This is a genomic window from Streptomyces netropsis (genome assembly GCF_014203545.1).
Lineage (GTDB): Bacteria > Actinomycetota > Actinomycetes > Streptomycetales > Streptomycetaceae > Streptomyces > Streptomyces netropsis.
On the sequence record NZ_JACHJG010000019.1, the window covers coordinates 15,833 to 29,848 of the forward strand.

Here is a 14,016-nt window from a genome sequence, read left to right on the forward strand (position 1 = left end):
GGAAAGGTCGTACTGGCGGGGGCCCTCGTGGTCAATTCGATTCTGGGGGCGACGGTGCCGGCGTGGGCTGATCCTTATGGCAGCTCCAGGGCCACAGCTGTCCAATCAACCAGCCCTGAATCGACTGTGTCGCCCGTCTCCATCGATTACGCACGTGAGCGCCTTCATTACTGGGCTCTGTGGCATCCGGCCGCCGAGGTACGCGTGTCGGCGTGGAATGCGCTCCGTAGCTCTCGGGGGGACGCAGCGATCGAAGAATGGCTGGCGCCGGGAGGAGGTTTCGAAGCCGCGAAACAAAGAGCACGGGACACCAGGTCCCGCAACAGGGCTTTTTGCGAGCGCGTGTTGCGAACTCATACCGCTGAGATTTCTCCGGAGGTGCATGCCGCTGCCGAGCGTGCGGTCAAGGGGACGACAGCTGATCAGGCCGCGTTTGTGAAATCCGGATACGCGGATGCTCAACGCCGTGACCGGACCGCGAGGGATGCCGACGAGCGCCATGCACGCGAGGTCACCGCAGCGTCCAGGGATTTCGTGCGCAAGATCGCGGAGCATGCTCCTGGCGAACAGGTGAGGGTGGCTGCGCAGTGGGCGCTGCGTCCGGGGGCCGTTGATGCGGACGTCGATGAGTTCTTCGACTACGGCTGGGCCTCTGGTGCTGCGCTGGATCTGGAGGCCTATCGGCTGCGGGTGGCTGACGCGGAAGTGGAGCGCCACCAGGTTCTGATGCGCTTGATCGCGGCTGCGGCTGAGGCTGAGGAGGCTCTGAAGGACTCGGCTGATGTGGCCAAGGCCCGGGCTGTGGCTGAGCGGGCGTGGCAGGACGTGGCGAGGCACGCCGATGCAGCGTCGAAGGCGTGGACGGCCGAGCAGGACCTGGCCGAGGGGCAGGCGGGAAACTGGCGCGAGATCGCCCGGCTGTCCGCTGAAGGCTCGGAGCAGTTGTGGAAGCGCATCAGCGGTGCGGCGGGCTCCAGCCGGGACGCCTGGACGGCGGAGCAGGCAGAGGCGGCGCGCACCGTCGAATCGTGGAAGAAGCTGCTCGAGCAGGCCAAGGCGAACTCGGCACGCCTTCACACCTGACCCCGTCTGCGGAGAGGTAGCCAGCCGCCGACCCCAAAAGGCCATCTTGTAGACATTATCCATTACAGGGCAAGACCTCCCCTCTCCAGGGCAGGGCGTTGCCCTTTTCTTATGCCCGAATGGGAGTAATCACCCTTGTTAAGAAGATTCCGGCCTCGAGCCGGAAAGAAACGCAGTGCCGGCGCGGCAGCGAAAAGCGCGGTTTCCGCTGCTGTCATCTTGGCGCTGCTCGGTACCACCGCCGGGGAGTTCGCAGCGGCTGCGTCCTCAGCACCAAGCCGGCCTGTGGTCGATGCCCGGACGCTCAGCGAGCTGAAGCGCGCTGCGGCGAAACTCCCCTCGCCATCCAAGGGACCGAAGTCTGCGCCCACGTCGAAGCTGGCGCAGATCAGCGAGGACCGGGACCGTCAGCTCGTCGAGGATATCGCCGAGTTCGACGAGGAGCCGACGGTTCAGGAAGCTGCGAAGAAGGCCCTGGCCAGCAGCGATCCGAACGCGATCCGGGAGTTCCTCGAGCACGGTGAGGCGGAGGCCCGTAAGCGGGCGAAGGAGAAGAAGGACGCCGCCGACGCCGAGAACCAGCGCAAGATCGAGGCCATGCGCGGTACGGGCGGTCCGTACTTCGAGCAGGAGGTGGACCGGGTCCTGAAGGGCTCGGCGCGGGACCGGGCGGACTTCCTGGCGTTCGGCGCGGACATCGCCCGGCAGCGGGACAAGAAGACCGAGGACAACACCAAGAAGCAGGCGGCGGAGAACCGCAAGCGCGTCGAGATGCTCGTCGCCGCCGGCGGGCCGGAGGTCAAGAAGGCCGCTCAGGCAGCTCTTGCCACCAACGACGACAAGGTGATTGCGGAGTTCCTGGGGAAGGGTTACCAGGAGGCCGCTAAGAGGGACGCGGACGCCCAGGCGGCGCGTGAGAAAGCCGAGAAGGAAGCACGCGAGGCCGCCGAGAAGCTCAAGGAGCTGGCGGAAAAGACGGCACGCGCCGCTGAGGCCCGCACCAAGCTGATCGCCGCGCACGGTGATGCGGTCAAGGCCCTGAAGATGGCGTCAAACGCCATGAGTTCGGCTGCTGCCGCATCCCGGCAGGCGGACCGAATGCTGTCCGCTGACCGGGCCGGCAAGCGGGTGTCGGACTACAACCAGGTCAAGGCCGAAGTCGTCCGTCAGGTGGAGTACGCCGGCTGGGCCGCCAAGTCCGCCGAGGTCGCGGCACGGCAGGCCAAGACCCAGGCCGACGTCCTGGTGGAGACCGGGCTGACGCACGGTCTCCAGTGGGCCGAGGTCGCCGCCGGCATCAAGGAAGCGTCCGACGCCGCCCTGAAAGCCAGTGAGACCGCGCAGCACGCGGTCGACGCGACCGCTGCCGACGCCGCCGGCCTGAACGCCAAGAACCAGGCCGAGCTGCACGAGCAGCAGTCGAAGAAGTGGCGGGCCAACGCCGAGGAGCACGCGAAGGCCGCGGCCAAGCTGGCCGAGGCCGCCGGCCGGCAGGCGAGGGTCGCCGCTGACGCGGCCAAGCGCAGCACGCAGGCTCGTATCGATGCGGAGAAGGCGGAGGCAGCGGCCTGGGATCATGCCCGCAAGACCCATGACGCCCGGGTCGAGGCGCAACGGCAGGCGAAGATCGCTGCCGAACAGCGTGCCATCGCCGAACACGAGCGCGCCCTGGCCGCGGAAGCACGGGCCCGCGCGGAACACGAACGCGACCAGGCCGCCGCAGCGAAGGCCCGCGCGGAAGCCGAAGCCAAGACCGCCGCAGCAAAACGAGCGGACGCCCAGGCAGCCGCCGCCGACGCGGCCGAGAAGCGCTCTCGAGCAGCCGAGCAGGAAACCAAGGCGGCCGCTGCCGACGCCGCAGCCCAAGGCGAGGAGAACAAGGCTCGCGAAGCCCGGAACAAAGCCTTCGAAGCCGAACGCGAACACAAGGCTGAAGAAGCACAGGCACGCGCAGCGGATTCCATGGCCGCCGCCCTCAAGGGCACCGAGGCCGCTGCGGAGGCTGGCGTTTACGCTACCTTGGCGCGGCAGAGCGCCCAGAAGGCTGGCGAGGCAGCCGAACGCGCGCGCAGCGCGGCCGACGGCGCTGGCGAAGCCGCGATGAGGTCCCGCGCCGCCGCCACCGAAGCAGCAGGAGCCGCAAGCCGGGCACGAGCCGCCGCGGAAGCTGCGTCCGCGCATGCCGCGCAGGCCAACGCCGCAGCGAACAAGGCCGAGGCCGCCGCCTCCGCAGCCAACGCCGCCGCAGACAAGGCTGATGCCGAGGCCGCCGCCACGCATGCCGCAGCCCAGCGCGCCAACGCCAAGGCATCCGCGGCCACCGCGCAGGAAGCCCGCGCCGGCATGGCCGCCCACGAGGCAGCACGCCTGGCCGGTCTGGCGGCCATCGAGGCCGGCCAGTCCCTGCAGGCGGCCAACCGCACCCGGGACGAAGCCGGCGGCGCCGTCAGGGAAGCCGCCACCGCGCGGGTACAGGCCACCGTCGCCGTCCAGGCCTCGATGGCAGCCCGCTCCACCGCGGCCGGCATCGCCGACCCTGCCAACACCGCCATCGAACTGACCGCCCCCTTCGCCGGCACCGACGTCGACGCTGACTTCGCCGCCGAGGTCGCCAAGGCCGCCCAGGACATGGGCGACAAGGAGGTCGCCACCGCCGAGGCCAGGGCCAACGAAGCGGTCAAAGCCGCCGACACGGCCGAAGCAGCCGCCAAGCGCGCCAACGCCCAGGTCGCCCCCGCCTTCAAGGCCGCAGCCGACGCCGCCCGCTCCTCCGCGAGTGCAGCCCGCTCCTCCGCCGCTGCCATGAAGTCCGCCGCCGAAGCCTCCGTGGAAGCAGCCAAGGCCAGGGCCGCCGCGGCTCGCGCCAACCAGGCCGACTCCCAGGCACAGGCCGACGCCAAGGACGCCCGCCAGGCCGCCAACCAGGCCTACGCGGACGCGGTAGCAGCCCGACAGGCTGCTACCCAGGCCGAGGCCGAGGCCGAGCGAGCCCGCGGCGCCGCAACGCTAGCCGAAAACCAAGCGACCGCCGCCACCAGCGCCGCCACCCAGGCCGAAAAGGAAGCCGGAGTTGCGGAAAAGGCCGCGACTCAGGCCGAAAAGGATGCCGACGACGCCCGTAGACTCGCCGAATCTGCCGAAACTCACGCCAAGTCCGCAGAAGACGCAGCAAAAAACGCTGGCAAATACGCCCGAGAAGCCGACGCGGCTGCTAAGAACGCCGAGGCTTACGATCGTGTACTGCGACGAAAAGCTGTCGAAGACGCGCTTAAGCGAGAAGGCGGGGGAAACGGTTCAAAGCCGACTCCCGAGGAGGCGGAAGAGCTCCAAAAAAGAGGGATATCACCCGAGCTCTACGAAGAGGATCGGCAGCTTTCAAATAAAACCCTGAAAGATTTCCTGATTGAAGTCGGCAGTGACATTCTACTGGAATTCATCCCGCTCGATGAAATCAAGAACTGCATCTTCGAGGGCGATGTTGTCAGTTGCGTATACGCACTGATAGAGCTCATTCCTGCGCCCAAGCTTGCCAAGGCTATTGTGAAATCCGGGGATCTGCTCAAGGCGGCAAAACGTCTTTTTGGGGCCGAGAAATTCGTCGAAAAGGTCGCCGACGCCAAGAAACGGGTAAAGAAGACTGAGGAAGTATTAGAGAAAATCCGCCGGAAGATTCCCGACTGTGATTACAGTAAGGGTGACGGAAAGGGGAAGGGTGGCAAAAAGGGCTTTGCTGCATCGGCTGCCAGCATACCGATCGGCTGCGATGAGACCGTTCTTTACCGGTCGCCCGCAACAGGTAAGCGCGCCTCCGAAGAGCGCGGTTTGAACCCGGATAACCACTCCGGTTCGCACCCGACCGGCTACCTGTCCAACCTGCCTGAAGGGGCAGCCCAGTACGCTGGCCACGGACATGACTTCGGCTTCCATCGGTTCGTCATGAAACCAGGATTCCGTGAGGCATTCGGCAAACTAGAATACCCACTCGAAAATTCCGACGGCGTCGGAAGGGTAACCGAGTGGAGAATCCCTGTCAGCAGGTTCGCCGAATTTAACTCGTATATCGATCACAGTAAGACCGAATGGTGGGATGCCGCCTTGGGGCACTACTACCCGCCTAGCTAGCGACTAGACGACGAAAAAATTGGGCGCACTCGCTGCCATAGGAGTGCGCCCAATGCCGTCGAAGTGTGTAGAGTGGACTCGTGGACGAGCGCGAACATCTGAGAAGGTTCGAACGTTATCGAGAGCGCCTGGATTCGCTTATGGGGGTCGTATCGGAGGTTGCTGAGATCATTCCAAGAGTGCCAGAGGATGGGCCGGTGTTCTCCCTCTCGTACTATGGGCTGCCTACGTCAGCCCATATAACTGGATACAGCTACGGGCTATCTCTAGTCCATCGGCCTGAGTGGGGGACTTGCGGCAGGGAACTCTCTATTACCGTACTGTCCGGCGAAAAGGGATGGACTCAAGTTCCAGCTCAAATTGTGGCCGCACTCCGCGGATGGGGTCCTTTCCGGAGAGGAGAGGTTCTTGGTCACGTCAAACCGTACGTAAATGAATCGGCCATGAACGGCATTATCATCGGGGATCCCTTTCCGGATGCCGTCAAGTCAGTCGACTTGACTATCAGTGATTGCCCCGCAAGGCAGGCCGATGCGGTAGAGATCCTGGGTGTCTACCCAATTCATTCATCAGAATTTCGATTCGTCCGCGAAAGCGGACCTGAAGCATTCTGGGAGTTGGATTGGAACCGCGTCGATCCCAAGCGTCCTCCTGTCATTTGAACAGCTGCCACTGCAGCACGTTCCGCCCAACGAGGCCTGCATTTTGCGCGCGTGGTGCCGCTGGCTCGGGGGCCAGCGGCACCACGCCTGTGACCGGCGGCGCCCGGCTGGTGGGGAGCGAGGGGAACAGTCAGGCAGCATGGATTCAGTCATGACCTTCGGCAACTACCGTGGCCTGGCGAAACACCACGACCAGCGAGCCCGGCGGCCTGGGTGGCTCTGCTCACGTCAAAGGGCTCTGGACCACGCCGCTTGGGGCCGCGCACGAACATGAGCGAACGGTAGCGCCACCTACTGGCATGCGCCGGAAGTCTCCGTGCAGAATGGCCCTTGCCGATCTTGGTCAGGTCAGCAAGGGCCATTCACTGCGGATATTGATGACGCTCCGCGCGGCGTTGGGGTGGCACGGACAACGATCCCGGGATGGCTGTCTCGGCTCCTGCCCGGCAGCGTAGCGGCGACTCGGCCTCGCTGCTGCGCTCGGGTGTGATCCGGCTACCCGGACCACAGGCCGGGGCTCGCGGGTTGTTCGGGGCTCGCTGCTAGTGCTGTGACCGGAAACCTTTGCCGGGCCGCTCGTTGTGCTGGATGTCAGGACGGCGTGTGGCAGGGGGCGGGTATGGCATCACCGGTGAGGGCCCGCCGGCTGACCGAGCAGGAGGGGCAGAAGCTGCAGCGGATCGTTCGGCGGGGAAGCACCAGTTCGGTGCGGTTCCGGCGGGCGATGATGCTGCTGGCCTCGTCGAGCGGCAGCCCGGGCCCGGCGATTGCACAACTGGTCCAGGCCGACGAAGACACCGTCCGGGATGTGATCCACCGGTTCAACGAGATGGGCCTGGCCTGTCTGGACCCTCGGTGGGCGGGAGGCCGTCTCCGTCCAGGGCGAACGTCCGCAACTTTGGGGCGCCGGGTGGCGCACAGTGATGTCCCTCGGCACTTCGCCGGGACCTCCATCAACTGGCCACAGCCCGCTGGGCTGTGCCTGGAAGCAAGGGTTTTACTATGTCTTCAGATGTTATCGCCCGTATTGCTGCTACCGCCGTCGCGTGCGGCGCGGTCCTTTGCCACCACGGTCCTCCCCGCGACCGCCGCCGCCCATGCCAGCCCGGGCCGTGCGACCTCGCCGGTCGTGATCGGGAAGGTCCAGTACGACAGCCCCGGCAAGGACGACCGCAGCAACTGGAGCCTCAACAAGCCACCACGCGGTTAACCTGCGCAACTGGACCCTCAAGGACGCCGACCGGCACACCTACCGCTTCGGCCACCTGCGCCTGGCCCCCCACCAGAAGGTCCGCGTCCACACCGGCACCGGCCGCGACACCGTCCGCGACGTCTACCAGAACCGCCGCGCCCACGTCTGGGACAACTACCGCGACACCGCCACCCTCCGCAACAACCACGGCCGCGTCATCGACACCGAGTCCTGGGGCCACCACGGACGCTGACCCATAAGCCGAAGCCGCCCCTCACCCGAGGCGGCTTCACCCCACCCTGACGGTGCGCCCCGGGCCCAGATGTGGCCCGGGGCGCACCGCTGCAGAACCACCCCGAAACCTCCTCCACAACACCCGGCCGCACGTTCATCACCAAGGTGGCCAACAAGATTCTCGACGCCAGCGCAGACCGCGCCGACTGCCTCGTCATGCGCGGCTACACCCGCCGGTGTCGCCCCGGCCGGACCGTTGAGGCGGACGGCGCAGCGGGTGCAGCCGACGCGGCCAGGTAGCCCAGCGTGGAGCGTCGGCCCCCTCCCGCTGCAGCAGGCCGGCGCCACACTCGTCCGCCTGAGTGCAAGGTCAGGCAGCGACCCCCAGTCCGGACTCATCCGTTCCGATAAGCCGCAGCACACTGGTCAGCCTCTGCGAACCGTTGACAATTTCGTTGCCGGATGCGGCGAGCACCTGGGTGGTCTCCTCCTCGGGAGGGACCTTCACCGACGCCCACCAGGCGAAGTACGCCTCCCCCACCGTGGCCGGGATCATGACGGGCGGAATGCGCCCGGGCCCGTACACCTTGACCCAGGCAGCGAACCACGGCACGAGGGCGCTGCCGGTGATCTCGCAGGCCTCCAGGAACGCAATGTAGGTGTGCACGGTCTTGGGAACCGCCCGGCCCTTGATCACGGCGTGCGCGGTGCTGTGAGGCAGCCGCCCCGGACCGGCCCAGTACTCCATCTCCCGGACCGGGGGACTGCCGGCGCGGCGGTAGGCGTCCCGCAGGGCACCGCTGAGATCGCCGAGGTCGCGGACAAACTGGGGCTTGGGCACCACGGTGGTGCGGCGAGCGTCGCGCGCGGCGGCGGCGGCCGCGTACAAGGCCCGCTCGTACAGGAGACGGGCTTCCTCTAGGTCGCCGTGACCGCACCCGTGCAGGTACTCGCACACCGTCTTCCAGTCCGGCGGCCGGCTGCCACCCGACGCGGCCCGCTTGAGGGTGGCCCGCGAACACAGGGCGCCCTCCGCAAGCCCGGCATAGGTCCGGCCGGAGGCGGCGCGCTGGGCACGAAGGTAGGCAGCGAACTCGCCAACCTCCACCACCGTGTAGTCGATCGCCTTCTCGGGGCGCGCCATGAGGCTCAGCTCCCCGAGCCGTTGGTCAGGGCCGCGGCGAGCAACCGCCGCAACAGCCCCTTGCCCCTGCCCGCGCTCCTACCCCCCTTCACGTTGGCGGCCAACAGGACGGTGACGCCGACGACGCCGGCGGCGCCCAGGAGGATCGCGACGTCGCGCACCGGCATGCGGGCGGCGAGGCTGAGGATGACGGCCGCGGCGAGATAGGCCACGAGCACGAGGGCCTGCGGCATGCCGAAGCGGCCAGCCGCGGGCGCGGGTGAAGCGGGTGTCTGGTCGGTGTGCTCCATCGGAAAACCCCCCGAGGGTCGGGCGGGCGACGGCACGCTGGACCGCCGCCCGCCAACATGGGTGCTGACCTCCCGAGCGGGGGACCGCAGGTGCTTGGCGGCACCTCGTACGCGGTCGTAGCCCAGGGAAGAAACCGCGAGACGCTTGGCGGCGCCCCGTGCGCGGTTCCGTTAAACACCAAGCGTCGCAGGCCCCACGCGCCTCGCGCAGCCGTCCGCGCATTGGCTCAGCTCCCGTCCAAGTGGGCGCCGACTTGACAGCGCATCACCCGAAAGGCAGCCCTGACCTGCATAAACGGACGCGGCCGGAGTATTGGCTCATCCTCTGTCCCGTTTTTTCTGCTTCACGGCGCCGCCCGATGCCGGGATAGTCCTTCGTACCAACTCGGTGAAGACAGTTCATCCTGACTTCCACCGGGCCCTCCACGGGTGCTGACCGAAACCGAAGAGGGGAAGCAACAACCGTCGATCGGGCTTGGCAACCGATCGGCACCACGAGGTCCTGCGTGCCACCCCTGGCACGGGCGGCACCACCGCAGGACCTCCTCGACGGGCCCCGGCCGCCTCTCACCAGCTCCGGCGGTGAGAGCGCCGAGGCTCCACCCCGTCGAAGCCATGACCGGAGCCCCGCGCTCCCAGGCAGAGCTGTGGTCCGGCCACCGACGGCCGGACCACAGCTCTGCCCGCCACGGCGGTCGCCGAGTCAGCGGGGAAGGACAGATCGGTACGGAGCTCTACGCCTACCACCGCGGCCCCATCCGCTGGGCTCCACCGCGGCCGACGTCGTCTGCATCGGAAGCCCGATCTGGATCGCCGCAGCATGACGGGGGCAGCCGCCCCAGGGTGCAGATTTCAGCGACCGAAACCAAGGCCGGTACAGCACGTTCTTCGGGCATCGGTTGGAAGCACCGGTCCGTAAGGCCGTGGAACCGAAGGCACAATGCCGAGTCCGGACCGGCTTCCAAGGCCAAAATCAATCTCGCGTCGCGCACGGCACACTTCTTCTTGATCCGCCCCATCAGCGGTCTCCTCGCTCATCGGCCCGCGGCTCCCCAACAAGCAGCCCGGGCCCCGGATACGACCCGCCACCCGGAGGGCCGTGCGGAGCTCGAGCGGGTCAGGTGATTACTCCTCGTTGAGTTCCGTGCTCTGAGGGGGCGTCTGGTGGAGGTCGAAGGGGCCGCCCCGTACGGAGAGGACCGTGGGATGCGTGGTCCTCTGCAGGACGACGGCCCGGAATCGCGGGCCGGCCCCGTACTTCCGGGCCTCGGCGTTCTGCGGGTTGACCTGCCATTCGTCCAGGTGCTGGGCGACCGCCCGGAGCATCTCCGTATCCTGCACAGAGGTGTACGGCGTGGGAGCGGCCTGCTGGAGGAGGGCGACGATGGTGTGGGCGGTCGTGGAGGCCAGCCACGTGGTGGACTTCCCTTCCTCGACGCTGGTCCGCAGGCGGTCGAGGGTGGCGTCGATCGGGTCGGCCAGCCAGGGGCCGGTAGCGGGAAGTCCTGGGTCTTCGGTCAGCCAGTCGTGCAGGACGCCGCACTCGTAGGCATTCAGGCCGATGCCCTCGCTCGCGAACAGGTGGTGGAAGATCCTCAAGAGGATGTCCCGGCGCCGCGGAACGTCGCGACGCCGGTAGAGACAGTGCTCGCACTGCCAGCCCATGGCCACGTACGGCGCCTTCGGTGGACCCATCCGGCCGGTCAGGTCGCCCGCGGCGATGGGGTCGGCGCATAGGCTGCAGGCGGTGTGCTCGGGAGCCCATTTCACGAACCGGGGTGCAGGTAGCTTGCCGATGCCTTTGGGCCGGTCTGGCTTGGGGGTTTTGGGCAGGCGGGTGCGGAACGAGGTGGGATCGTCCAGCCACTTGTTGATCTCAAGGAGGCCTTCGTGGAGGTCGATGTCGTCCGCGTCCCGCACGGTCTTGACGCCCATGAGCTTGGCAAGGCGGGCGAGCGCCTTCTCGGGAGGTTTCCTCAGGAGCGGGCACGCGGTGTCGAAGGCGTCCTGGATGGCGATGCGTAGTTCCTTGCCGTGCAGGACGGCGGGCTCGCCGGTGGGCGGCTCGTCCTCGATGGCGGTGTCGAGGGTGAGCATTTCAAACGTCGTCATGCGGCGACACTCCTGAGGTATATCCGGCTTTACCGCCATACAATGCCGTATTCGGAAGGATGGCCGTCGCGTCCTCACCCGTTCGCAGCAGCAGCCCGACCGGGGCTGCTGATCGCCCAACTCGGCGCCCCGGACCTCCCGCTGAGAGCCACGCTATGGGGGGCGATACCGGTATCAGTCACGCGTATGCGTGTCTTGTTCTCTCATGGGGCGTTCCGTCTTTGAGTCAGGCATCCCCGCGCGCCGCTCTGGTCTGCGGCCGTGGGCGTCGTCGAGGAGATGGAGGAGAACGGCTGTGGGAGCGACCAGGACAAGCAAGGCGGCGCAGAAGGTGTGCCGTCAGTGCGGTATGCAGATTCTGGACCAGCCGGTTTCGGGGTCCAGACGGTCCACGCGGTACTGCGGCCAGGAATGCCGGCGGCAGGCACGCGAGGCACGCCGGGCGCCGGCGGACGCCGCCGTGGTGCGTACCGATTTGGAAGAGCTGCTGAGTACGCTCCCGGTCCCCGACGGCGCGCTCGGTGCTCTGGAGTTCGCCACGGCGGACGAAATGGAGCAGGTGGTACGTCATGCCACGGTGGCCAACACGGCAGTGCAGCAGCTCCTGGACGTGTTGCATCCGTACCTGCCACCCGCCCCGCCTAGCACCCCAAAACGCCCCGCGGCCTTCATGCGGGAGCCTGGCGCGGCCGTTGAAGCCGCCGTCGTCTATGCGCCCCCGCCACCTGCCCGGTCCGCGCGGCCCGTTCGGCGGAGTACAGCTGGGGGCAGCGGTCTGGCGGCGACCGGGGAGCAGGACGCCATCGTCGAGGGGACCGAGGCCGGGGACGACCTAGTCGTGGAAGCCGGTGCCGGGACCGGCAAGACGACCACGCTGAAGATGGCCGCCGCCGTAGTGAAAGGCCCGTGCCTGTACCTGGCCTACAACCGGTCCATCGCCGCGGAAGCAAGGAAATCCTTTCCCTCCGGTGTGGACTGCCGGACCGCGCACAGCCTCGCCTTCCGTGCCGTCGGTGCGGCCTACGGCGGGCGTCTGGGGGTGCGGGTGCACGCGGAGCGCACCGCCCAGCTGCTGCGCATCCTCGAGCCGCTGCGCGTCAACCAGGAAATCGTCCTGTCACCGCGGACGCTGGCCCGGCTGGCCACTGAGGCCGTCGACTCGTTCTGCCACTCCGATGCCGAGGAGGTCCGGGCCCGCCACGTGCCGCGGCTGGAGGGGACCACGCCCCAGGAGATGGAGGCCTTGCGCGCGGAGGTCCTTCCCCATGCCCGCCGGCTGTGGGAGGAGACGCAGCAGGTCGACAGCCCGCACTGGTTCACCCACGACTACTACCTCAAGCTGTGGGCGCTGACCCGACCGGAACTGCCGTACAGCACGCTGATGCTGGACGAGGCCCAGGATTCCAACCCAGTGGTGGCGTCCCTGGTGCTGGGACAGGACGCTCAGCGCATCGCGGTGGGCGACAGCTCGCAGTCGATCTACGGGTGGCGCGGGGCGACGAACGCGATGGCCGGCTGGCCCGGCAAACGGCTGCAGCTGACCCAGTCCTGGCGCTTCGGCCCCGCCATCGCCGAGGAGGCCAACGCGTGGCTGGCCCAGATCGAGGGCTCGATCCAGCTCAGCGGTAACCCGGCCTTGGACTCCCAGGTCCTTACCAACGCCCTGGACCACGCGCCGGACGCCATCCTCTGCTACACCAACATCGGCACCGTCGACCACGCCATGTCGCTCATGCAAGCCGGCCTGCGCCCGGCGCTGGTCGGCGGCGGCCAGCACATCCGGGGCCTGGCCGAAGCCGCCATCCAGCTCCAGGCCGGCAAACCAGCCTCCCACCGCGAGCTCCTCGCCTTCAGCTCATGGGACCAGCTACGGGAATTTACCCGCACCGAGGCCGCCGGAAGCGATCTGAAGGCCTTCGTCACATTGATCGACACCTACACCCCCGAGATCGTCATCCAAGCCGTGAACGGTCTCGTCGAGGAACAGCGAGCAGGCATCATCCTGTCCACCGCTCACAAGGCCAAGGGCCGGGAGTGGGGAACCGTCTACGTCGCCTCCGATTTCCCCTCGCCCCGCAGCGGCGAGGACGGCGTCCTCGACCCGCCGACCCGGGAAAAGGCCATGCTCGGCTACGTCACTGTCACCCGCGCCAAAAGCACACTCGACAACCACGGGCTCGCCTGGATCCACCAGTGCGCCGACGGCCCCGAACGCCGCGCCGCAGCCCTAGACACCCCCGCCGCCACTGACGGCCGACTGCCCACCATTCCCACTCGGCTTCGGTGAACCGGGTTCAGCCGAGATACGCGCCAAAGGGGCAATGAGTAGGTCTCGATGCGCCTCGGCGCATGGTCAGTACGGTGACGGCGCTGCACGTCCTGACCGGTCCTTGCGTGTCCTCTCGCCGACGTTCAGTCGACGTCCGGGTCGCGGAGGGGGAAGCCTCCACCGATCGGAACTGGCTCGGCATCCGCTGAGTAGCGCGGTCCAGCATGCGTTACGCGGTCCGCGACCGCAGGGCGACGGCAACGTCGCCCGACGGAGCGAGGCCGGTAGGCCGAACCGGTTGCCTCGGCCGCCTATCTGGCCCTGCGTCATGCCTCCTCTTCCTGACGAGTGGGGGGAAGTGCTGCTTCAGTCATGCATCACGTCACTGGCCACCGGGCAAGACCGCAGATCCGCGACGTGCACCTCTTCCTCGGCCTTGTTCCGACATCGCGTGCACAGGCCGCTACCGACGTCACGGCTCTTCAGATTGAGCTGGCATCCGCAGGCAAGGCACCGGTCCGAGGACTTCTGGTCGTACCCGCAGGAGGCACACGTCCTGATGCCTGACGCGAGAAACACTCTCGGAGAGCGGCAGAACTGACAGTCGTGCGGTCGTCCCCCAGCCTCATGCTCATGAGTGAAGTGCGGCCACGCGCTGTCAGGATCCGGGCGATACGATGTGCGGTCCACGCCTTGGTAATCGGCAGGTGTCCTACACCCCTTGAAGCGAGATATGCCTCCCCCCTGACGCCGCCGAGTCACTCGGCGGCGGGGTCAGGGTTGCACGGGGTGAACCAGCCCACGCCGGTACCCCTCTCTGGCCCGCCGGTCTGCGGCGACACGCTCGGAGTGCAACGACCAGCCCTAGAGGCGGATGCGCGACTCGTCGGCACCTCGGAACCGGCTCA

The 14,016-nt window shown here is 67.5% G+C and carries 8 protein-coding genes and 1 pseudogene; 6 read left to right on the forward strand and 3 right to left on the reverse strand.

Features of this window, described 5'->3' with window-relative positions; translation table 11 throughout:
* Nucleotides 1–378 precede the first annotated feature (378 nt).
* From FHS38_RS31840 to FHS38_RS36225, 5 genes and pseudogenes are all read left to right on the forward strand, one after another.
* Nucleotides 379–1,083: a hypothetical protein gene (locus FHS38_RS31840; RefSeq protein WP_184739546.1), complete on the forward strand. Its 705-nt coding sequence runs from the start codon at nucleotides 379–381 to the stop codon at nucleotides 1,081–1,083.
* A 285-nt stretch (nucleotides 1,084–1,368) separates the two neighbouring features.
* Nucleotides 1,369–5,205 carry a hypothetical protein gene (locus FHS38_RS31845; RefSeq protein ID WP_184739548.1) on the forward strand — a complete coding sequence of 1,279 codons (3,837 nt, stop codon included), beginning with the start codon at nucleotides 1,369–1,371 and terminating at the stop codon, nucleotides 5,203–5,205.
* Nucleotides 5,206–5,345: 140 nt separating this feature from the next.
* Entirely contained in the window at nucleotides 5,346–5,867 is a 522-nt protein-coding gene (locus FHS38_RS31850) for a suppressor of fused domain protein (protein WP_229822856.1), read from the forward strand.
* A 619-nt stretch (nucleotides 5,868–6,486) separates the two neighbouring features.
* A pseudogene (locus FHS38_RS36440) lies at nucleotides 6,487–6,744 on the forward strand (helix-turn-helix domain-containing protein); the annotation flags it as partial.
* A 334-nt stretch (nucleotides 6,745–7,078) separates the two neighbouring features.
* Complete coding sequence (locus tag FHS38_RS36225; RefSeq protein WP_308433623.1) at nucleotides 7,079–7,312, forward strand: lamin tail domain-containing protein; 234 nt, start codon at nucleotides 7,079–7,081, stop codon at nucleotides 7,310–7,312.
* Between the two features lie 351 nt (nucleotides 7,313–7,663).
* On the opposite strand, the gene FHS38_RS31865 is transcribed toward FHS38_RS36225, so the two are convergent.
* From FHS38_RS31865 to FHS38_RS31875, 3 genes are all read right to left on the reverse strand, one after another.
* Nucleotides 7,664–8,437, reverse strand: coding sequence for a helix-turn-helix domain-containing protein (locus FHS38_RS31865; protein ID WP_184739552.1), 774 nt, complete (start codon nucleotides 8,435–8,437; stop codon nucleotides 7,664–7,666).
* Between the two features lie 5 nt (nucleotides 8,438–8,442).
* A complete protein-coding gene (locus tag FHS38_RS31870) occupies nucleotides 8,443–8,727 on the reverse strand; it encodes a hypothetical protein (RefSeq protein ID WP_184739554.1) in 285 nt (94 codons plus the stop codon).
* Nucleotides 8,728–9,852: 1,125 nt separating this feature from the next.
* On the reverse strand, nucleotides 9,853–10,839 hold the full coding sequence (locus tag FHS38_RS31875) for a hypothetical protein (RefSeq protein ID WP_229822852.1): 987 nt from the start codon (nucleotides 10,837–10,839) through the stop codon (nucleotides 9,853–9,855).
* Nucleotides 10,840–11,299: 460 nt separating this feature from the next.
* On the opposite strand from FHS38_RS31875, the gene FHS38_RS31880 reads away from it, so the two are divergent.
* Nucleotides 11,300–13,126 carry a UvrD-helicase domain-containing protein gene (locus FHS38_RS31880; RefSeq protein WP_221495613.1) on the forward strand — a complete coding sequence of 609 codons (1,827 nt, stop codon included), beginning with the start codon at nucleotides 11,300–11,302 and terminating at the stop codon, nucleotides 13,124–13,126.
* Nucleotides 13,127–14,016 lie beyond the last annotated feature (890 nt).

Excerpts from the sequence above, each read along its gene's own strand:
- FHS38_RS31850 (WP_229822856.1), top strand. The coding sequence starts at position 5,346 with ATGGGGGTCGTATCGGAGGTTGCTGAGATCATTCCAAGAGTGCCAGAG.
- FHS38_RS31865 (WP_184739552.1), bottom strand. The coding sequence starts at position 8,437 with ATGGCGCGCCCCGAGAAGGCGATCGACTACACGGTGGTGGAGGTTGGC.
- FHS38_RS31870 (WP_184739554.1), bottom strand. The coding sequence starts at position 8,727 with ATGGAGCACACCGACCAGACACCCGCTTCACCCGCGCCCGCGGCTGGC.
- FHS38_RS31875 (WP_229822852.1), bottom strand. The coding sequence starts at position 10,839 with ATGACGACGTTTGAAATGCTCACCCTCGACACCGCCATCGAGGACGAG.